15 protein-coding genes and 1 pseudogene are annotated in these 19,214 nt (G+C 73.3%); 8 read left to right on the forward strand and 8 right to left on the reverse strand.

The window, feature by feature from the left end; translation table 11 throughout:
• Positions 1 to 116: 116 nt before the first annotated feature.
• Together CG747_RS29540 and CG747_RS29545 are read left to right on the forward strand one after the other, a co-directional pair.
• Positions 117 to 1,352: a sensor histidine kinase gene (locus CG747_RS29540; RefSeq protein WP_100604883.1), complete on the forward strand. Its 1,236-nt coding sequence runs from the start codon at positions 117 to 119 to the stop codon at positions 1,350 to 1,352.
• Between the two features lie 23 nt (positions 1,353 to 1,375).
• The gene (locus CG747_RS29545; protein WP_030989748.1) at positions 1,376 to 2,056 is read left to right on the forward strand and encodes a response regulator transcription factor; all 681 of its coding nucleotides are present in this window, start codon (positions 1,376 to 1,378) and stop codon (positions 2,054 to 2,056) included.
• 160 nt (positions 2,057 to 2,216) lie between these two features.
• Here CG747_RS29545 and CG747_RS29550 read toward each other — a convergent pair whose 3' ends face one another.
• Together CG747_RS29550 and CG747_RS29555 are read right to left on the reverse strand one after the other, a co-directional pair.
• A complete protein-coding gene (locus tag CG747_RS29550) occupies positions 2,217 to 3,827 on the reverse strand; it encodes an IS1182 family transposase (protein ID WP_257980831.1) in 1,611 nt (536 codons plus the stop codon).
• Positions 3,828 to 4,009: 182 nt separating this feature from the next.
• A pseudogene (locus tag CG747_RS29555) lies at positions 4,010 to 4,378 on the reverse strand (TylF/MycF/NovP-related O-methyltransferase); the annotation flags it as partial.
• A gap of 181 nt (positions 4,379 to 4,559) precedes the next feature.
• Here CG747_RS29555 and CG747_RS29560 point away from each other — a divergent pair.
• The 3 genes from CG747_RS29560 (at position 4,560) to CG747_RS29570 (ending at position 7,198) form a co-directional block, all read left to right on the forward strand.
• Positions 4,560 to 5,348, forward strand: coding sequence for a GntR family transcriptional regulator (locus CG747_RS29560; protein ID WP_100604886.1), 789 nt, complete (start codon positions 4,560 to 4,562; stop codon positions 5,346 to 5,348).
• 3 nt (positions 5,349 to 5,351) lie between these two features.
• A complete protein-coding gene (locus tag CG747_RS29565; RefSeq protein ID WP_100604887.1) occupies positions 5,352 to 6,110 on the forward strand; it encodes a glycosyltransferase in 759 nt (252 codons plus the stop codon).
• Between the two features lie 122 nt (positions 6,111 to 6,232).
• Positions 6,233 to 7,198, forward strand: coding sequence for an FkbM family methyltransferase (locus CG747_RS29570; RefSeq protein ID WP_180985743.1), 966 nt, complete (start codon positions 6,233 to 6,235; stop codon positions 7,196 to 7,198).
• Positions 7,199 to 7,288: 90 nt separating this feature from the next.
• On the opposite strand, the gene CG747_RS29575 is transcribed toward CG747_RS29570, so the two are convergent.
• Entirely contained in the window at positions 7,289 to 8,572 is a 1,284-nt protein-coding gene (locus CG747_RS29575; protein ID WP_100604937.1) for an amidohydrolase family protein, read from the reverse strand.
• A 191-nt stretch (positions 8,573 to 8,763) separates the two neighbouring features.
• Between CG747_RS29575 and CG747_RS29580 the strand changes: the two genes are divergently transcribed.
• On the forward strand, positions 8,764 to 9,213 hold the full coding sequence (locus CG747_RS29580; RefSeq protein ID WP_100604889.1) for a DoxX family membrane protein: 450 nt from the start codon (positions 8,764 to 8,766) through the stop codon (positions 9,211 to 9,213).
• Between the two features lie 143 nt (positions 9,214 to 9,356).
• On the opposite strand, the gene CG747_RS29585 is transcribed toward CG747_RS29580, so the two are convergent.
• The 3 genes from CG747_RS29585 to CG747_RS48270 all read right to left on the reverse strand — a co-directional run bounded on the left by CG747_RS29585 (position 9,357) and on the right by CG747_RS48270 (position 12,986).
• Entirely contained in the window at positions 9,357 to 9,878 is a 522-nt protein-coding gene (locus tag CG747_RS29585; RefSeq protein WP_100604890.1) for a hypothetical protein, read from the reverse strand.
• Positions 9,879 to 10,083: 205 nt separating this feature from the next.
• The gene (locus CG747_RS29590) at positions 10,084 to 12,177 is read right to left on the reverse strand and encodes an ABC transporter transmembrane domain-containing protein (RefSeq protein WP_374701835.1); all 2,094 of its coding nucleotides are present in this window, start codon (positions 12,175 to 12,177) and stop codon (positions 10,084 to 10,086) included.
• A 632-nt stretch (positions 12,178 to 12,809) separates the two neighbouring features.
• Positions 12,810 to 12,986 (reverse strand): hypothetical protein, encoded by a 177-nt coding sequence (locus CG747_RS48270; RefSeq protein WP_180985754.1) that lies wholly within the window; start codon positions 12,984 to 12,986, stop codon positions 12,810 to 12,812.
• 295 nt (positions 12,987 to 13,281) lie between these two features.
• On the opposite strand from CG747_RS48270, the gene CG747_RS29600 reads away from it, so the two are divergent.
• Together CG747_RS29600 and CG747_RS29605 are read left to right on the forward strand one after the other, a co-directional pair.
• Positions 13,282 to 14,466, forward strand: a complete 1,185-nt coding sequence (locus CG747_RS29600) for a histidine kinase (RefSeq protein ID WP_100604939.1) — start codon at positions 13,282 to 13,284, stop codon at positions 14,464 to 14,466.
• Positions 14,454 to 15,110 (forward strand): response regulator transcription factor, encoded by a 657-nt coding sequence (locus CG747_RS29605; RefSeq protein WP_100604891.1) that lies wholly within the window; start codon positions 14,454 to 14,456, stop codon positions 15,108 to 15,110. Before CG747_RS29600 ends, CG747_RS29605 begins: the two co-directional genes overlap by 13 nt.
• A gap of 69 nt (positions 15,111 to 15,179) precedes the next feature.
• Here the strand turns inward: CG747_RS29605 and CG747_RS29610 are convergent, their stop codons facing one another.
• Positions 15,180 to 17,729 (reverse strand): SpoIIE family protein phosphatase, encoded by a 2,550-nt coding sequence (locus CG747_RS29610; protein ID WP_100604892.1) that lies wholly within the window; start codon positions 17,727 to 17,729, stop codon positions 15,180 to 15,182.
• A gap of 269 nt (positions 17,730 to 17,998) precedes the next feature.
• The gene (locus CG747_RS29615) at positions 17,999 to 19,048 is read right to left on the reverse strand and encodes an Lrp/AsnC family transcriptional regulator (protein WP_257980832.1); all 1,050 of its coding nucleotides are present in this window, start codon (positions 19,046 to 19,048) and stop codon (positions 17,999 to 18,001) included.
• Between the last annotated feature and the right edge of the window lie 166 nt (positions 19,049 to 19,214).

The raw sequence follows: 19,214 nt of genomic DNA on the forward strand, positions 1-19,214 counted from the left end.
GGTCGAGGCACGATCCTGGTTCCCAGGGCCCGCTGACCGCATCGCGGGAAGGCGGGAGAAATCGCTCCCCCGATCGGGGGAGGCTGCCGGGGAGCTGCCCGGCGATACTGGCGCCCATGATCAGGGGAATTCGGCCGCTGCTGCGCGGCTCCACGTATGCGGGTGTGCTGTTCGCCTATTGCGGCGCGCTGGCGAGCCTTCCGCTGCTGCCTTTCGCCCTGTTGCCGGCGCTGTCGTGGCGATCCGCTTCCGAGAGCGTGCAGATCGTCCTGGTCCTGCTGGTCTGGGCGGTACTGGTCGGCGTGGTCGGCCTGGCGCGCCCCGTACGACGGGCGCTGGTCGTGTCGGCCCGCCGGCTGCTGCGGGTGCCGCTGCCGAATCCGGTGGCCGGTCGCCGGCCCTCCCGTTCACTCGGCCTCGACCGCTGGCGGACCCCGCTCTGGCTGGTGCTGCACGTGGCCGTCGGTTGGACGGGGGCGCTGGCGAGCGGGGTGCTGTTCATCATGGGCCTCTCCCTGCCGGGGAACTGGCTCGGCGCCGAGGCGCGGGCGAGTCTGTTCGGCACGTCGGTCCGGGTGTCGGGCGGGTGGAGCTGGGTGGTGGCGGCCGTGTGCATCCTGCTGGCGGTAGCCATCTGCGTACTGGTGACGAAGGCCCTGCGGTGGGCGGCGCCACGGCTGCTGGGGCCGTCGGCGGCCGAACGGCTCGCGCTGGCCGCCGAGCGGGAACAGCTGCTGGCCGAACGCAACCGGATTGCCCACGAGTTGCACGACTCGATCGGGCACACGCTGACGGCGGCCACCATCCAGGCGGCGGTGGCGGGCGAGGCGCTCTCCGCCGACCCGGCGACGGCGCGGGCCGCCATGCGCAGCATCGAGGAGTCGACGCGGGCCGCGCTGGAGGACCTGGACTACGTGCTCGGAGTGTTGCGCGAGGAACAGTCGGGGACGGCGCCGACCCGGACCCTGGCCGACCTCCCCGAGCTGCTGGACCGCCTGCGGCACGCGGGCGCGGTGGTGGAACCGGAGCTGTCGGGCGACCTGGCGCAGGTGCAGGGGACGCTCTCCCGGGCGGCGTACCGGATCCTCCAGGAGGGGCTGACGAACGCGCTGCGCCACGGGGCGGGCGGCCCGATCGTGGCCCGGGTGGCGGCCGGGCCGGGCGGACTGGATCTCACGGTGGTCAACCGGACCGGGGTACGGACGGGCCCGGGGGCCTTCCCGACCTCCGGCCACGGTCTGCCCGGACTGGCCGAGCGCGTCCGGCTGCTGCACGGTGAGTTCCAGGCCGGCCCGGACGGGACGCAGCACTGGCGGCTGGCCGTCCGGCTGCCAGCGCGGGCGTCGGCGTGAGTGGATCCGACGCGGGCGAAGGCATGCCGCTTCCCCCCGTCACCAGCCCCGCCGTCACCCTCCTGATCGCGGACGACGAGGAGGTGACCCGCAGCGGCCTGCGCATGCTGCTCGCCGCACAGCCGGGCATCACGGTGGTCGGCGAGGCCGCCGACGGCGTCGAGGCGGTCGAACGGGCGCAGAGCCTGCGGCCGGACGTGGTCCTGATGGACGTACGGATGCCGCGTCGCAACGGGATCGAGGCCACCCGCCAACTGCTGGCCGAAGCGGCCGACCCGCCGAAGGTCGTGGTGATCACCACCTTCGAGAACGACGGCTACGTCACCGCCGCCCTCAGCGCGGGCGCCAGCGGCTTCGTCCTCAAGCGCCTCCCGGTCCGTCAGATCGCCGAGGCGGTCCGGGTGGTGGCGGCGGGCGAAGCGGTCCTCTTCCCGGCCGCACTGGGCCGCATGGTCGCCGCCCGCCCGCTGGGCTCCGCCGAGGCCCTGCCGCACGCCGCCCTGACCGGCCGGGAGGAGGAGGTGCTGCGCCTGATGGCCACCGGGCTCTCCAATCCGGAGATCGCGGAGTCCCTCACGGTGAGCCTGGAGACGGTCAAGACCCACGTCGGAAACGTGCTGACCAAGCTCGGCGCGCAGAACCGGACCCATGCGGTGGTGATCGCGTACGAGTCCGGCCTGGTGGTCCCGGGCTTCGCCGGCTGACCGGCTTCCGCCCCTCTGCGCGGTCGCCCGCAGGCTGCTCAGTACCGGCCGCGACGTAACTCCACAGCTACTCGCATCCTCCGCCCGGCCTCACCGGGCTGAACGAAGGCCCCGACCGGGAAACCGGACGCTGGCTCTGTCGGGGATCTTGGCGGTCTGCTCAGTCTCTGGCGGACCGCCAAGACCTCGGCCGGGGGATCCCGTGCTGATCCAGGTAGTTCTGGAAGGCGGTCGGCGGCCGTGACAGGGGTGTTTCTCCGGTCGGCGGCCGTCGGCTGAGGCGCTCGATGTTTGCGGCGATGGCTGTGAACACGTGCTGTAAGTGGGCTTTGTTCTGTCCCCGGTAGCGGCAGCGGCGCATGCCGTGTCCGTGGGCGAGCTCGTTGATGGTGCCTTCCACTCCGGAGCGGACCGCGTAGCGGGCCTGCCATTCGGGTGTCTGCTGCTCGGCGCGGACTCGGAGTTGCAGGTCACGGAGTTCTCGCGGGGGAAAACCCACGCTCCGGGCGCTGTCGGCGGTGGTCGTGCAGCGGGTGCGGACCGGGCAGGGACGGCACTGGCTCTTGGTGAACCGTGCCACGATCAGAGGTGCCGCGGTGGGCGAGGAGGTTGGGTAGGGGCCGTGCCATCCCGCGCTGGTCTCGCCCTGCGGGCAGGTGACCTGCCTGCGGTCGAAGTCGATGTGGAAGTCGTCGCGGCCGAAGCCGTTGTTCCTGCGGTTCTGGCGGGTGGTGTTGACCGGCAGTGGTCCGGTGACCGTGACCCGGTGTTCGCGGGCTGCCTGTTCCAGATGGACCAGGGAGGTGTAGCCGCCGTCGACCAGATGCTCGGCAGGCAGCAGCCCGCGATGCTTGAGCCGGGTGTGGATGCCGGGCAGAGCCTTCGCGTCGTAGCCGGTGGCGTCAGTGGTCGCCACATCGGTGATCACGTTGACGCCGTCAGGATCACAGGTTTCGGTGAGGTGTGCGACGAATCCCTTCCAGCGGGTGACGTGTCCGCGGCGCGCGTAGCGGGCCGTCGGGTCGTAGGGCGAGACGACCGCGACGGACGAGGGCGGCAGCCCGCCGTCCTCAGCGGTGCGCCAGCGCAGGCGGCCGGCCCCGTCGCGGTAGTGGTTCTGCACCATGATCTGTCGTAGGGCCTGGACGCGGGGCCCGGACAGGCGGTCCGCCCCGTGCTCCCCGACGCGCTCCAACAGCCGGACGGCGTCGCCTCCGGTGGCGAGGATCCTGGTCTTGGGGCGGGTGGGGTTCTTGCCCAGACGGACCGGGCGGCCGTAGCGGCGTCCCCACTCCTCGTCGACCAGGCCGGTCAGCAGGTGCGAATCAGTGCTGGCCAGCTCTTCCAGCGCGGCGCGGACAGCCTCGGTGACCAGCTCCAGCCGGGTCAGGTCACGCACCGCGGCCAGAACGTGGGTGGAGTCCGTGCGCTGGGTGGTGCGCTCGCGGACGAGACCGGCCTCCTTCAGGCGCGCAAGCGAGAGGTCAAGGAGACGGTCGGCGCGACCGCCCTCGGTGAGACGCTCACGGAAGTCGGACAGCACGCTGTGGTGGAAGCCGGGATCGTCCAGCTCCATGGCCAGCGCGTATTTGAAATCGATGCGGCAGCGAACCGCCTCGGCCGCCTGCCGGTCCGACAGACCGAGCAGGAACTGGAGCACACAGACGGTGGCCAGCTGGGCGGGCGAGAGACCCGGGCGGCCGTCGCGCGGGTAGCAGTCGGCGAAATCCTCGTCACGCCACAGCCCGCCCAGATGGTCTTTCACCCACATCGCGGTTGTACCGCCCGGATTGCTCGCCCGTGCCATCTGCACGGTCAGAGACGGGACTTGCTCACCAGAACGGGGGTGGAGCGACAATGGGCACCTCGACAACTGCATCGGTCCATGAACAGAGCCGAGCATGCCCGTTGACCATGCTGCCCCGCCGGGGATCCTCAAGATCCCCGACAGAGTCAGCGTCCGGGAAACCGGCCGAAGAACTCCTCGCACGCCTTTCTCACGCCCGGCGCCTTCGGCTGCGCCGGGTACCCGCGGTCCGCCCCTGGTGCGGAGGCGTCCGTGTAGTCGTCGAGGACGAGGACCGCACCCGCCGGGAGGCGCGGTACGCAGGCGCGCAGGCAGGTGAGGGTCGATGCGTACCGGTCGGCGTCCAGGTAGCCGAACGCGATCCGCTCCGGGAGGTCGCCGGGGAGCGTCCGGTCGAACCAGCCCTCGTGGAAGACCGGTTGGGGCAGTCCCCACGTCTCGTGCAGCGTCCGCACCTCCGTGGCGGGGGCGGCGAACTCGCCGGTCGCCAGATGGCCGCCGTCGCGCGGGGTGGATTTCGGTGCGGCACAGGGCGGAGCGGGTCGGTTTTCCGGGCGGGCAGGGCGTAACGGGGCCCACTCGTCAACACCTCATGAGGAGTCGTAGCCTGGAGGGAGGCGGTTGATCCGGTTGGGTCGGCCGGTCGGGCGCCCGGGTCGCGGACCGGGGCGTCGGGCGACGGAACGGTGAGCACCCATGGCAGTGGCGTACGAGCGGATCGCGGACGAGCTGCGTACCGCCATCCGCAGCGGAAGGCTCGGGCCCGGTGACCGGCTGCCGGCCGAGACGAAGCTCGCCGAGCAGTTCGGGCGTAGCGTGCCGACCGTCCGGGAGGCGCTGCGTGCGCTGCGGGACGAGGGGCTCATCGAGAAGCAGCACGGCATCGGGAACTTCGTCCGGCGTCCGCGGGCGCTGGCGCGGCGCAGCAATCTGCGGCACCAGTGGGAGAAGGACCGGGCGCGTGCGTCCCTGGAGCGGCGGGCGCAGACCGGGGCCACCGAGCACGACACCGGCCTGCGGGTCGACGACCTGGTCTTCCGTGCCCGGTACCGCGAGATCGAGGCGACCGCGGCGGTCGCGGAAGCGCTCGGCGTCGCCGAGGGTACGGCGCTGCTCCGGCGCAGTTACCGGACGCGGTGCACCGTCGAGAACGCCCCGTTCAGCCTGGTCACCTCCTATCTGGTCCGCGACATGATCGCCGGCAATCCCGACCTGCTGGACGAGTCCAAGGAGCCGTGGCCGGGCGGCTCGCAGAGCCAGTTGCATTCCGTCGGGATCGAGCTGGACCGCGTCGAGGAGCACGTCACCGCCCGCCCGCCGACGCCCGAGGAGGCCGAAGAGCTGGAGCTGCCGCCCGGGACGTCGGTGCTGGTGCTCCGGAAGGTCTCCTACGACACCGGACGCCGCGTCGTGGACGTCACCGACGTCATCCTGCCCGGCGACCGCACGGAACTGGTCTTCACTACTCCCCTGGAAAGGTGGTGAGCCGTGCGTCGGCGCATCATCATCGTCACGGCCGTCCATGGCCCCTCCGCGCCGTATCTGCCGGACGCCTACGCCTCGCTCCGCCGGCAGGAGCTCCCCGAGGGGTGGGAGTGGCACTGGGTGGTCCAGGAGGACGGGGCGGGTGCCGAGGTCGCTCCGCACGTTCCGGACGACCCGCGGGTGACCTTCCGTCAGGGGCGCCCCGGCGGGCCCGGTGTCGCGCGCACCATCGCCCTGGCGCAGGCCGAGGGCGAGTACGTCAAGGTCCTGGACGCGGACGACCAGTTGGCGCCCGGAGCGCTCGCCCGCGACCTGGCCGTCCTGGAAGGCGACCGCGGCATCGGCTGGGCGACCTCGCGCGTGCTGGACCTGCTCCCCGACGGCTCCACCGTCGGTTTCGAAGGGGATCCGGCGCCCGGTCCGATCGAGCGGGGCGCGGTCCTCGACTTCTGGAAGGCCCACGACTACCTGGCGCCGGTCCACCCCGCGTCCCTGTGTGTCCGCCGGGACCTGCTCCTCGCCCTGGGGGGCTGGATGGCGCTCCCGGCCTCCGAGGACACGGGGTTGCTTCTGGCGTTGAACGCGACCAGTCGCGGCTGGTTCTCCTCCGAGGTGGGTCTTCTGTACCGGAAGTGGCCCGGCCAGGTGACCAGTCAGGCGCCGCACACCGACGCGGCCGAGCGGGCGGCCCGGATGGCCGTCGTGGAGGCACGGGCGCGTCAGCTGGCCCGCTTCGAGTGGCGTTTTCCGGCCAACGAATGACGGGGAGAGGGGGGGTTGGAACGGGGTCGACGCCCGTGATTGCCGGGTGCCGGCACGGGCCCGCGGCCGGTGTGGGATGCGTCTCCTTGCTGTCCGTCGGGACGTCTCGTAGCGTCGCGGTCATGTCTTCCGCCGGGCTCCGTCCTCCGCCGTCCGAGACGCACTTGGTGCCCCCACCGTGGACGCCGCTGCTGTCGGCGTCCCGCTGGTGGGTCCGCCACGGGTGGGGCCTCGGCCTGAAGCGGATGATGCTGCGCGAGTGGCTCGACGTGGGGCTGCGGCAGAACCCGTGCCGTGACCGGGTGGTGCGGACCCGGTACGGCTTCCGGGTCCGGGTCGCCACGACGGAGGATCTGATCCAGCGTTCGATCCTGGTGCACGGGTGCTGGGAGCCCCAGGTCAGCGCGTTCATCGCGGCGCGGCTGACGCCCGGCTCCGGGCTGGTCGACATCGGCGCGAACCTCGGGTACTACTCCCTGCTCGCCGCCCGACTGGTCGGCCCGGAGGGGATGGTGGTCGCGGTCGAGCCCGCCCCCGACATGCACGGCGCGCTGCGGGCCAACATCGCTCTGAACGGCTTCGACCACGTACGGGTGGTGCGGTGCGCCATCACGGAAGAGCCCGGCGAGGTCCGGCTGTTCGTCCCGCACGCCGGGAACCTCGGTGCCACGAGCCTGATCCGGCCCGACCGGCACGAGGCCGAGCTGCGGGTGCCGGGCCTGCCGATGACCGAGGCGGTGACGCCGGAGGAGCTCCGGCGGGCGCGGATCATCAAGATCGACGTGGAGGGGGCCGAGGGGACGGTGCTGGCCGGCCTGGTCCCGCTGCTCGACGAGTTGCCGGCGGACTGCGAGATCGTGGTCGAGGTCAGCCCGGACCGGCTGGCCGCCTGCGGGACGACCCCGGACGAGGTCCTGGCGCCCTTCCTGGCCCACGGCCTGCACCCGTACCGCCTGGTCAACTCCTACATGCCGGAGGACTATCCGGCGATGCTGCGGCAGCCGCGCCCGCCGGTCCGGGTGCGCGGCCCGGTGACCGAGCAGATGGACCTGGTCCTGTCGCGGGTGGACGCGGACGCGCTCACCTGACCGGCCGGCGCCCGGCCACCGCCCGGGGCGCCCGCCCGCGCGTCCCCTGACGCGCCGGCGGGGCACGGGCTCACCACCTGGGGGAACGCGTCAGGCGGTCGCCCGCGTCGCCCGGTCCTGGTCCCGGCCGTGGTCGCGGCCGTGGTCCCGGTCGCGGTCGAACGGCAGGTCCAGCATGCGGATCGCGTTCCCGCGGAGCAGTTTGTAGGCCACGTCCGCCGGGAGGTGGCCCACGTGGTCGGCGGCGACCTCCTTGGTGTGCGGCCAGGTCGAGTCGACGTGCGGGTAGTCGGTCTCGAAGGTCGCGTTGTCCACCCCGACGGTCTCGATCGCCTCGACCCCGTGCTTGTCGCGGAAGAAGCAGCAGAAGATCTGCCGGTAGTAGTACGTCGACGGCGGTTCGGGGATCAGGTCCTTCACCCCGCCCCACGCCCGGTGCTCCTCCCAGACGTCGTCGGCCCGCTCCAGGGCGTACGGGATCCAGCCCATCTGGCCCTCGCTGTAGGCGAGTTTGAGCCGCGGGAACTTCACCAGCACGCCGCTGAAGAGGAAGTCCATCATCGAGGCCATCGCGTTGTTGAAGGAGAGCGACGCCTGGACGGCGGGCGGTGCGTCCGGGGAGGCCGCCGGCATCTGCGACGACGAGCCGATGTGCATGTTCACGACCGTCCCGGTCTCTTCGCAGGCCGCGAAGAACGGGTCCCAGTAGCCGGAGTGGATGGACGGCAGGCCCAGGTAGGTCGGGATCTCGCTGAAGGTGACCGCCCGGACGCCGCGGGCGGCGTTGCGCCTGATCTCGGCGACGGCGAGGTCGATGTCCCAGAGGGGGATCAGGCACAGCGGGATGAGCCGGCCGCCGCTGTCGCCGCACCACTCCTCCACCATCCAGTCGTTGTACGCGCGGACGCAGGCCAGTCCGACCTCCTTGTCCTCCGCCTCGGCGAAGGTCTGCCCGCAGAACCGCGGGAAGGTCGGGAAGCAGAGCGACGCCTCGACGTGGTTGACGTCCATGTCCGCCAGCCGGGCCTTGGGGTCCCAGCAGCCGCGCCGCATCTGGTCGCGCGTGATGCCGTCGAGCGTCATCTCGTCGCGGGAGAAGCCGACGGCGGCGATGATGCGCTTGTACGGGAAGAGCAGCCCTTCGTACTCCCACCAGTCCGTGGTCTGGCCTTCCGGGTCGGTGGTGAAGCGGTACTTCCCGCCGACGTACGCCAGCTCGCCGATGCCGGCGGTGAACGGTTTCGGGCCGCGGTCGCGGTACTTCCGGGGCAACCAGGTCTCGAAGAGGTGGGCCGGCTCGATCACGTGGTCGTCCACGCTGATGATCCTCGGCAGCTCCGCGGTGCCGTTGGTGCTGCTGTTGCCGCTGGTCACGCTGTACCCCCAACTGCCGTGCCGGTGGGTCACGCCGGTCGGAAATCTGACGACCCATCAGTTCGGAGGTTAGGAGCTTGCCCTCGCAACCACAAGGGACGCCCGGAAACTCGACCCCTTGCGCGATCGGCCGACCTCCGCTGAACTGACGGGCCATCAGATACGCCAGGGAAGTGAGAGGGGCAGCTCGCATGCAGACGATCTGGCTCGGCGGCGCCGAATGGCTCGCCGTCCTCCGCATCGGTCTCGGGCTGTGGTGGCTGGAGAGCTGGCGCCACAAGGACAAGAAGAGCTGGTTCGCCGGCGGCGGCATCGACTGGGCGGCCGGGATCGCGGCCGAGCACCGCTGGTCCGTGGTCCGGACCGGCTTCGACCGCATCGTGAAGCCCCGGCCGAAACTGATGGCGTACGTCGTCGCCTACGCGGAGCTGGCACTCGGACTCGGCCTGATCGTCGGCCTGTTGACCCCCGTCGCCCTGATCGCCGGACTGGTGCTCAACCTGATCTACCTCGTCCTGATGATCCACGACTGGGGCGAGCAGGGGCAGAACCTGATGATGGCGCTGATCTCCGCGGTCGGCTTCTTCACCGTGTGCTGGCAGAGCTGGTCGGTGGATGGGGTGTTGGGGGTGTTCTTGTGACGGGGGTGTTCCCTTGAGGGGGGTGCTCCGGTGAGAGGGGTGCTTCTGTGAGAGGGGTGCTTCTGTGACGGGCGGGGTTCCTGTGGCGGGATTTCCGTGGCGGGATTTCCGTGGCGGGATTTCCGTGGCGGGGCCGTTCCGGCCTAGATCCAGCCGGCGGCCTCGGCCGCCGTCACGGCTGCCGCCTCGTCCGCATCCGCCGTCCGGTTCAGCGCCTCGTCCCGGCCCCGCGCGGCCTGGCCCGCGGCTGCCCCGCCGGTCATGGACGCCTTGATGGCGGCGCGGTAGGCGACGTCCGAAAGGTCACCGGGCCCCGCGTGGGACTGCGCGGCCTTGGCGACGACGGCGGCCGCCGCGGCGGCGTTCCGTGCGCAACGGGCGTCGGCCGCCGGGTCGAGCGGCAGCTCGGGAAGGCGCGCGAGGGCCTGCGCGGACAGCCGGACGGCGTTGGCCGCCTTCGCGGTGGGGTCCTTCGGTACGACCTGCGCGGCGTCCTCGGCGATACCGGCGTAGCGGCACATCGCCGCGGCCCGGTCGACCGCGCTGCGGCCGCGCGCCAGGTGCTGCTTCCGCAGGGCCTCCCCGGCGGCGGCCGCCTCGCCGTGGCGCCCTCCGTCCGTGTCGCACGCGGGGTTCCGCGGTGCGCCGTCCCGGGATTCACTCATGGCCGTCTCCTTGTCTGTCGAGCGCCGCGGGGCGCCGGCCGGGCGGCGGGGTGCCGAACCGGCGGGCGCGGCCCGAGCCGTGGGCGCCCGGCAGGGTGCCACGTCCGCCGCGAACACACCAGAGCCGTACCCGGCGCATGCGGAACTCCGCCGCCTCGCCGAGGCGGCGGAAACGGACTCCTGAGTGGCACGTGTCGGATACGGCCTAGCGTCCCGGGCCGGACTTCGCCCCTGCGAACAGCTCCGCGTACAACCCGCCCCGGAGGAGGAGTGCGGCGTGGGTGCCGGATTCGGCGAGGTGGCCGTCGTCGAGGACGAGGATGCGGTCGGCGGTGGCGGCCAGGTCGAGGTCGTGGGTGATGACAAGGGTGGTGCGGCCGGCGGCGAGGCGGTGGAGGGGGGCGAGGATGCGCTGAGCGGCGAGGGTGTCCAGGCCGGTGGTGGGCTCGTCGAGGATGAGGACCGGGGCGTCGCGGAGCATGGCGCGGGCGATGGCGATGCGCTGCAGCTGGCCGCCGGAGAGGGCGGCGGTGGCGGGGGCGATGACCGTGGCGTAGCCGTCCGGGAGGGTGGTGACGAAGGCGTGGGCGTCGGCGGCCCGGGCGGCGTCGACGACCTCCTGGTGGGTCGGGTCGGGGATCTCGCGGCCGCAGGCGATGTTGCGCTCGATGGTGTCGTGCAGGACGAGCGTCTCCTGGGGGAGCAGGGTGATGTTGCGGCGGAGGTCGGCGAGCGGGAGGCGGTCGACCGGGATTCCGTCGAGGCGGATGGTGCCGGCGTCCGGGTCGTAGAAGCGCAGCAGGAGCGCGGCGAGGGTGGACTTGCCGGCGCCGCTGGGGCCGGTGACGACCAGGAACTGACCGGGGTGCGCGGTGAAGGAGAAGGATTCGAGGGCGTTGTGGTGGGGGGAGTTCGGGTAGTGGAAGGTGACGTCGTGGGCGGTCAACTCGCCGTGCGCGCGCTGCGGGAACGGGATGGTGCGGGCGGGTGCCGGATCGGTGACGGCGGGTCGGGCGTCGAGGATCTCCAGCAGACGGTCGGCGGCGGCGGTGGCGGCGGTGGCGGTCAGGCCCAGCTTGCCCAGGGAGCGGATCGGCGGATAGAGGTAGCCGATGAAGGCGGCGAAGGCGAGGAGCTGGCCGAGGGTCATCCGGCCGGCTGAGATCTCCCAGGCGCCCAGGCCGATGATGGCCAGTACGCAGAGGGTTTCCAGGACCTCGATGAGCTGTTCGTAGAGGGCGGTGAGGCGGGCGCTGGCGACGGAGGCGCGCAGCCAGCGGAGGGCCTCCCGCCCCAGGCGCCGCTCCTCGTCGCGCTGGCGGTTGTACGCCTGGGTGAGGACGACGTTGACCAGCGTTTCCTCGACGACGGAGGTCAGGGCGCCGTCGGCGGCCCGCAGGCGGCGGGAGACCTCGCGGAGGCGACTGGTGAAGCGGCGGGTGGTGGCGAAGAAGATCGGGGCGGCGACGAAGGTGGCGAGCGCCAGTTCCCAGCGCAGCAGGAGTGCCGCGGCGGCGTAGAAGAGGGTGCTGAAGACGGCCGTGCAGGCCCCCACCAGCCCGCTCACCACGAGGCTTTCGATGGCGTCGACGTCGCCGGTCAGCCGTTCCACGAGGTCGCCGCGGCGGTTGCGTTGGAAGAAGTGCGGCGGCAGCTTCTGGAGGTGGGTGAAGACGCGGGCGCGCAGGCGCAGCAGGAAGCGTTCCGCGGTCCAGGCGGCGAGGGAGTTGCCGAGGTAGCCCAGCACGGCGCCGAAGACCGCGACCGCGAGCCAGATGCCGGCGGGGTGCCAGAAGGCGCTGACCGAGCCCTTGGCCAGGGCCTGGTCGGTGAGTTGCGCGAAGATCAGAATCGTGACGGTCTCGGCGAGGGCGGCGAGGATGGCGCTCAGTCCCACCAGCAGCATCCAGTGGCGGTCGCCCCGGGTCAGCGGCCAGAAGCGGCGGAACGCCTCCACGGGGCCGACGTGGCGGGTCATGATGGGGGCGTCGGTGGGAAGGCCGGCGGGGAGCTCGGTGCCCGTCCGCTGCGGCCCCGGCCCCGGATCCGGTGCCTGGCCCGGTGTCTGGCCCGGTGACTGGGCGGAATCCGGCCCCGGCCCCCGTTCCGGCTCCGGTGGGGCGGACTGCGGGGTGGGGCGCGGGTGTTCGGCGGTCGGTGCGGGCGGGGGGTCGGAGAGTGTGGCCGTCCTGGTCCGGCGGCCGCGGGACGTCGTCGTCTCCCGGTCTTGGGCCGTGCCCGCCTCCCGTCCGTCGGTCGTTCTGGGGCCGCGGGCGTGGCGGGAGTTGCGCAGATGCATGGTCATAAGGAGTGCTGCGGGCCGGTGGACCGGGCGTCGGCAGACCACGAGGCCGGCTCGCGTGCGATACGCGGGCCCGCCTCGGGCTGTGCGTCAGGGCCCTAGGCCCGAATCACATGATCACTGGTCGTCAACTGTCGTGCATGTGAACTGACAACAGATGAGGACAACAGGTCGGGTGGTCGGTCAGAAGAAGAAGAAACGTCGTCCGTATCCTCCACGGCCGCGGAAGCCATAACCGCCGCGCCCGTATCCGCCGTATCCTCCGCGTCCTCCGTAGCCTCCGCGGCCTCCGCGGCCTCCACGGCCGCCGCCGCCCCAGCCGCCACCACCGTGGCGTCCGCGGTCATTGGGGAAGAATGCCCTGAAGGTCATCTTCGCCTCCTGTGAGAGGAATGTCGCCGCGGCGAACCCGGACCGTGCTCTGGTGGCGATTCGGCGCTCTCGTCGGGGCGTTCCTTGCGGTTCGTTCCGGCGGAACGTTCTGGCCGCGACACTTCCGACACTACGTCGGACCACCGGTACCAACAAGTGCTTTTGCGTGAAAATTCAGGCAAAATGGGCAGGTCACTGTGGGTGGAACGGTGCTCGCCCATGGTCGACCGGTTGCGCCCCGGAGGACGGTGCCGGCGTCACGGGCGCCGCCTCTCGCGCATCAGGAACAGCGCCGCGGCCGAGGCGATGGCCACGCTGCCGGTGCCGACGCTGATCACGACCTGCTGGACGCCGTCGAAGGCGAAGCTGGTGGCGACGTTGACGACGAGGGCGAGGACCAGTGCGCACCCGAGCAGGGCTTTCAGGGCGTTCATCGGTGGCGTTCCTTCCGGGCATGGCCGGGTCCTGAGCCTGCGGCCGGGGACCCGGGGCGGTGCACAACAGGGCGGCGGGACGGGCGCGGTCACCTCGTGCGGACGCCATGTCAGCAGCGGTCACCCTGTGCGCTCGACCCGTCCACCACGATGCCCGGCGCGGCCGCCTGCGACGAGGGAGGGCGCACCCCGATCGGGGGTGTAGCGCGCTACACCCCCGGGGCCGGGGAGCCGTCCCGGCCCGCGGGAGCCGGTGCCGTCGCCTAGCCTGTGGGCCATGGGGGGCGGGGCGGGGATGCGGGCAGCGGTGCGGCGGGCGGCGTGCGCCACCGGCCAGTTGGCGGCGGGGGCGGGGCTGGCGCTGCTGTCGTACCTGTTCCTGGCGGTGCTGCTGTTCACCGCCGTCGCGACGCTCATCGTGATCGGCGCGGGGGTGCTGCCCGAGACGGTGCTGATGCTGCGTCGGATGGCCGGGTTCAAGCGGCGGCGGGCGGCCGCCTGGTCGGGCGAGCCGGTTCCCGCGGCGTACCTGCCGTTGCGCGGCGGGCTCGGCGAGCGGGTGCGGACGGCCCTGTCGGATCCCGGGACGGTGCGCGATCTGCGGTGGCTGGTGGCGCACTTCGGCTACGGCTTGCTGCTGGCGTACGTCTGCCTGCCGCTGTGGGGGATCGGCCTGGTGGCCGACGGGGTGTGGTGCGGGCTGCTCGGGCGCCGGGCGGTGGTGCTGCCGCTGATCGGGCGGCTCGCCGACCTCGACGCGCGGTGGTCGCGGGCGCTGCTGGCACCGGCCCCGGAGGCCCTGCACACCAGCCGGCTCGCCGAACGCGTCGAGGAACTGACCGTCACCCGGGCGGGCGCGGTCGCCGCCCACGGCGCCGAACTGCGGCGCATCGAACGGGATCTGCACGACGGCGCGCAGGCCCGCCTGGTGGCGCTGTCCATGCGGTTGGGGCTGGCGCGCCGGATGTACGACACGGATCCGCAGGCCGCGCGCAAACTGCTGGACGACGCCCAGGACCAGGCCGAGGAGGCCCTCACCGAACTGCGGCACGTCGTTCGGGGCATCCATCCGCCGATCCTGACCGACCGTGGACTGGCCGGTGCGGTACGGGCGTTGGCGGCGGGCAGCGGGCTGACCGTGGAGGTGCGCGAGGGCGGCCGCACGCAGGCGCCGCGCGCCCCGGCGGCGGTGGAGGCGGCCGCGTACTTCGTGGTCGCGGAGGCGCTGACCAACGCGGCCCGGCACAGCGGCGCCAACCGGGCGGCGGTCGAACTCACCCGGGAGCCCCACGCGTTGCGGGTCCGGGTGCGGGACGAGGGCCGGGGCGGGGCCCGCGAGGGCGGCGCCGGGGTCGGGGCGGGCGGCACCGGGCTGCTCGGAATGCGGCGGCGGGTCGCCGCCCTCGACGGGACGATGGAGGTGGCGAGCCCGGTCGGCGGGCCGACCGTGATCGAAGTGGAGCTGCCGTGCGCGTGGTGATCGCCGAGGACAACGCCCTGTTGCGGGAGGGGCTGGTGCTGCTGCTGACCTCCGCCGGGCACGACGTGGCGGCGGTCGCGGCCACCGGACCGGAGGTGCTGCCGGCCCTGCTCAGCCACCGGCCGGACGTGGCGGTGCTGGACGTGCGGATGCCGCCGGGCTTCCGGGACGAGGGGCTGCGGGCGGCGCTCGCGGCGCGCAGGGAGATCCCCGGGCTGCCGGTGCTGGTGCTGTCGCAGTACGTCGAGGAGACCTACGCCGCCGAGTTGCTGAGCGACGGCGCGAGCGGGGTCGGCTACCTGCTCAAGGACCGGGTGGGCCGGGTGGACGCCTTCTTGGACGCGTTGGAGCGGGTCGCGGCCGGCGGTACGGCGCTGGACCCGGAAGTGGTCACCGAGTTGCTGGCCCGCCGCCGGGACGATCCGCTGGACGCGCTGACGCCGCGCGAGCGCGAGGTGCTCCAACTGATGGCGGAGGGCCGGGACAACACCACCATCGCGCGTCTGCTGGTGGTCTCGGACCGGGCCGTCAGCAAGCACATCGGCAACGTCTTCGCGAAGCTGGGGCTGCCGCCGAGCGACAGCGGGCACCGACGGGTGCTGGCCGTGCTGGCGTATCTCGACCGGCGTACGGAGTCGGCGTAGGCGGGACACCGGGCGGCTACTCCCTCTCGAATCCGCCCGGTTGGCGCGCGTACGCCCCGTCGGGCCCGGTCACCCCACCCCCACGACATCCGCCCCGTCCCCCGGCGAAGCGCCCTGTTCAGGGCCCTGCCCGCCCCGTTCGCCCTGGCCCTGCTCCGCCCAGATGATCTTCCCGTTGGCCGTGTAGCGGGTGCCCCAGCGGCGGGTGAGCTGGGCGACGATCAGCAGCCCGCGGCCGCCCTCGTCGGTGGTCCGGGCGTGCCGCAGGTGCGGGGCGGTGCTGCCGGTGTCGAAGACCTCGCAGATCAGGGCGGCGTCCTGGCGGATCAGGCGCAGGGTGATCGGGCCGCTGCCGTGCCGGATGGCGTTGGTGACCAGTTCGCTGACGACCAGTTCGGTGGTGAACCGCAGCGGCTCCAGCCCCCACTCCGACAGTTGCCGCCCGGCGAGGGTGCGGGCACCGGCGACCGCGGCCGGGTCGGCGCTCAGGTCCCAGGAGGCGACCTGGCTCGCGTCCAGGGCGTGCGTCCGGGCCAGCAGCAGCGCGGCGTCGTCGGACGGCGGGCCGGTCAGCAGCGCCGCCACGACGTTCCCGCCGATCTCCTGGAGCGTCCCGCCGGGCGCGGCGAGGGCCCGGCCCAGCCGGGCCATGCCCACCCCGATGTCCCGGTCGTGGGTCTCGATCAGGCCGTTGGTGTAGAGGGCCAGCAAGCTGCCCTCGGCCAGCTCCAGTTCGGCCGGTTCGAAGGGCAGCGCGCCCAGGCCGAGCGGGGGCCCGGCGGGCAGGTCCGGGAACTCCACGGCGCCGTCCGGGGCGAGGACCGCGGGCGGCAGATGGCCGGCGCGGGCCATCGTGCAGCGCCGGCTGACCGGGTCGTACACCGCGTACAGGCAGGTGGCGCCCAGGAAGCCCAGGCGGGTGGCGGCCGTCCCGTCGTCGGTGGCCGCGCCGCCGTCCCGGCGGGGCTCCATCAGCCCGATCACCAAGTCGTCGAGCCGGGCGAGGAGTTCGTCCGGCGGCAGGTCCAGATTGGCCAGGGTGCGCACCGCGGCCCGCAGCCGGCCCATGCTGGCCGCGGCGTCGATGCCGTGCCCGACCACGTCCCCGACGACCAGCGCCACCCGCGCCCCCGACAGCGGGATCACGTCGAACCAGTCGCCGCCCACCCCGCTCGGGGCGTCCGCCGGGAAGTACCACGACGCCACGTCCAGGGCCGCGCCGCCGGCCAGCGCATGCGGCAGCAGGTTGCGCTGCATCATGCGGGCCGCGGTGCGCTCGCGGGTGTAGCGCCGGGCGTTGTCGAGGCAGACCGCGGCGCGGGCGACCAGTTCCTCGGCGAGGCGCACGTCGTCCGCCCCGAAGGGCCCCAGCCGCCGGGACCGGACGAACGTCGCCGCGCCGAGGGTGATGCCGCGGGCCCGGACCGGCGCGACCATCACCGACCGGAACCCGTAGGCGCGCACGATGCCGGCCCGCCGCGGGTCCTCGGTCACCCAGGGGCTGTCGGCGGCCAGCAGCGGTTCCACCACCGGTTCCCCGGACAGCAGGCAGCGCGCCACCGCCGACGACGGCGCCCGCCGGACCGCCTCGCCGACCGCCAGCCCGGCCTCCGGACACCCCTCGCGGACCGACCGCTGCCCGGTCCGGCGCATCGTCGGGGTGCTGTCGACCGGCCCGGGGACCGGTTCCTCGCCGTGCAGCACGGAGTCCAGCAGATCGACCGCCACGAAGTCGGCCAGCGCCGGCACCGCGACGTCGGCGAGTTCCTGCGCGGTCCGCGTCACGTCGAGGGTGCTGCCGATCCGGGCGCTGGCGTCGTTCAGCAGCGCCAGCCCTTCCTGGGCCCGCCAGCGTTCGGTGACGTCGATGACCATGTACCAGATCCCCACGCACCGGCCGTGCGGGCCGGCCAGCCGGAAGAACGACACCGAGTAGGCCCGCTCCTCGGTGGGATCGGCGTAGGTGGGGCTGCGGAACTCGTAGTCCATCACCGGTTGCCCGGTCTCCAGCACCCGCGTCATCCGCTCCTCGAACGCCTCCGCCTCCAGCTGCGGCAGCACCTCGTGCACCGTGCGCCCCAGCCGCCGCTCCAGCGGGATCAGGCGCTCCAGTACGGCGTTGACCCAGACGTAGCGCAGCTCGGTGTCGAGGACGGCCATGCCGACGGGCGCATGGGCCAGGAACGGTTCCAGCATCAGCTGGTTCACCACTCCGCCGGGGGTCCGCCACTCCTCCAGGGCGAGCACCGCCCACCGCCCGGACCGGACCGTCCCGTCGCCGGCCGCGGCGAGCACCGGCGACACCTGCACCGCGAGCTGGACCGCCCGCCCGTCCCGGTGCCGGACCGCCACCGACCCGCTCCAGCCGTCCCCCGCCCAGTGCGCCACGGCGGCGACCCGCGCCGCGTCCCCCGGTACGGCCAGCAGCTCCGCCGCGTCGTGCCCCAGGACCTCCGCGGCCGGGTATCCGAGCAGCCGTTCCGCCGCCCGGGTCCAGGAGACCACCACCCCGCGCCCGTCCAGCTCGGCCGCGGCCGCGGTGGCGAGGTCGCAGGCCCGGCCCGGCCCCTCGCCCGCCCCGCCGCCCGGCCGCTCCGGCCGGTCATTCTCCGAGGTCATCGCATCGCCAGTCCGTCGCAGCCGGTTCCCTCCGGGGCGCTGCCGTCGCCGTGGCGCGGGTGCCGGTGCGGTCCGCCGCCGCGGGCGGGCGCTCACCGGGCCGGCGGTCCGCCGGCGTGCTGGGCGGTGTCGGGGCGCGCGCCCCGCCCGCCGCACCCGCATCATGCCGGTTACGCCCCGCTATGCCCATGTTAGAAGCAATGCGGAAGCGGGGCGGCGGGAGGCGTACGGCACCGGAGCCGAGCGGGGCGGCGGCGCGGCGGCGCGGATCAGCTGCCGCCGGGAGCGGCCGCCTCCGGGCTCGCCCGCTCCGCGTGGCCGCGTTCCGCGTGGCCCCGTTCCGTCACCACCCCGGCCCGCTTGTACGTCCGCAGCAGCAGGGCGGCCTCCGCAGCCGTGACGCCGTCGAGTTGGGCGAAGACGCGGGCGGTGAAGGCGTGCAGGTCCTGGGTGGTGCGATGGCTCGAATAGCCCTGGACATTGCTGTGGCCCGTGGTGAGGACGAGGTGGCGGACCTCGGGTTCGCCGGCGAGGCGGCGGACCGCGGCGTCCAGGAAGCGGTGTTCGACGGTCAGCCGGAAGCGGGCCTCGACCGGGAAGCCGAGGACCTCCGGTTCGGCGTGCAGCCGGAGGTGGAGGATGTGCGAGTCCATCAGCCGGGCCAGCCGGCGCCGGGCGGTGGTCTCGCCGACGCAGAGTTCCTGCGCGAGGCGGGTCATGGGGGCGCGGGCGTCGCGCTCCAGGAGGGCCACCAGGCGGCGGTCGAGGTCGTCGACGGCCGGCGGCGCGGGCAGCGGCCCGCCCTCGGCGACCAGGCGCCGGGTGCGGGTGGGCTCGTCGCCGTACGGGTCCCAGTCGGTGGCGGTCAGCAGCAGCCGCAGCACGACCGCGGTGTGGATGCCGGTGACGCCGGGGATGCGGGCGACCGGCCCGTCGACCAGGGAGAGCAGCTGGTCCGTGCCCGGCACGATCATCTCGGCGACGACCTCGGAGGCGCCGGTGGCCACGTCCACCGCGCGGACGTCCGGCCGCCGGGCCAGCGCCAGCGCCGTCTCGTGCAGCCGGCCGGGGGCGCAGCGGACGGCGAGTTCGACGACCAGGCCCTCGCCGAGGTGCTCGGGCACGAGGAAGGCGGTGAAGCGGACCAGGCCCGCGGCGATCAGCCGGTCGAGGCGGCGGGCGACCGTCCGCTCGTGGACGCCCAGGCGCGCCCCGACGTCGGCGAAGGCGGCGCGCGGCTCACGGGCCAGGAGGCGGATGACGGCGTGATCCAGCTCGTCCAAAACCTCCGCGGCGCCGGCCCTGATGTCTGAATCCACCGATGATCACCTCTGGGATGCGGGTTTCGGGCCACCTGAGGGTCACATATGGACGAGGGTACGGCCTGCCCGCCACATTGATGCCCTGTTTCCGCCAGCGACGATTTTCCGCCATACGGCGTTCCGTTGCGGAGGCTCCTCACCCCGGCCGCGCGGCACCCCCGCC

Source organism: Streptomyces sp. CB02959 (assembly GCF_002803155.1).
Lineage (GTDB): Bacteria > Actinomycetota > Actinomycetes > Streptomycetales > Streptomycetaceae > Streptomyces.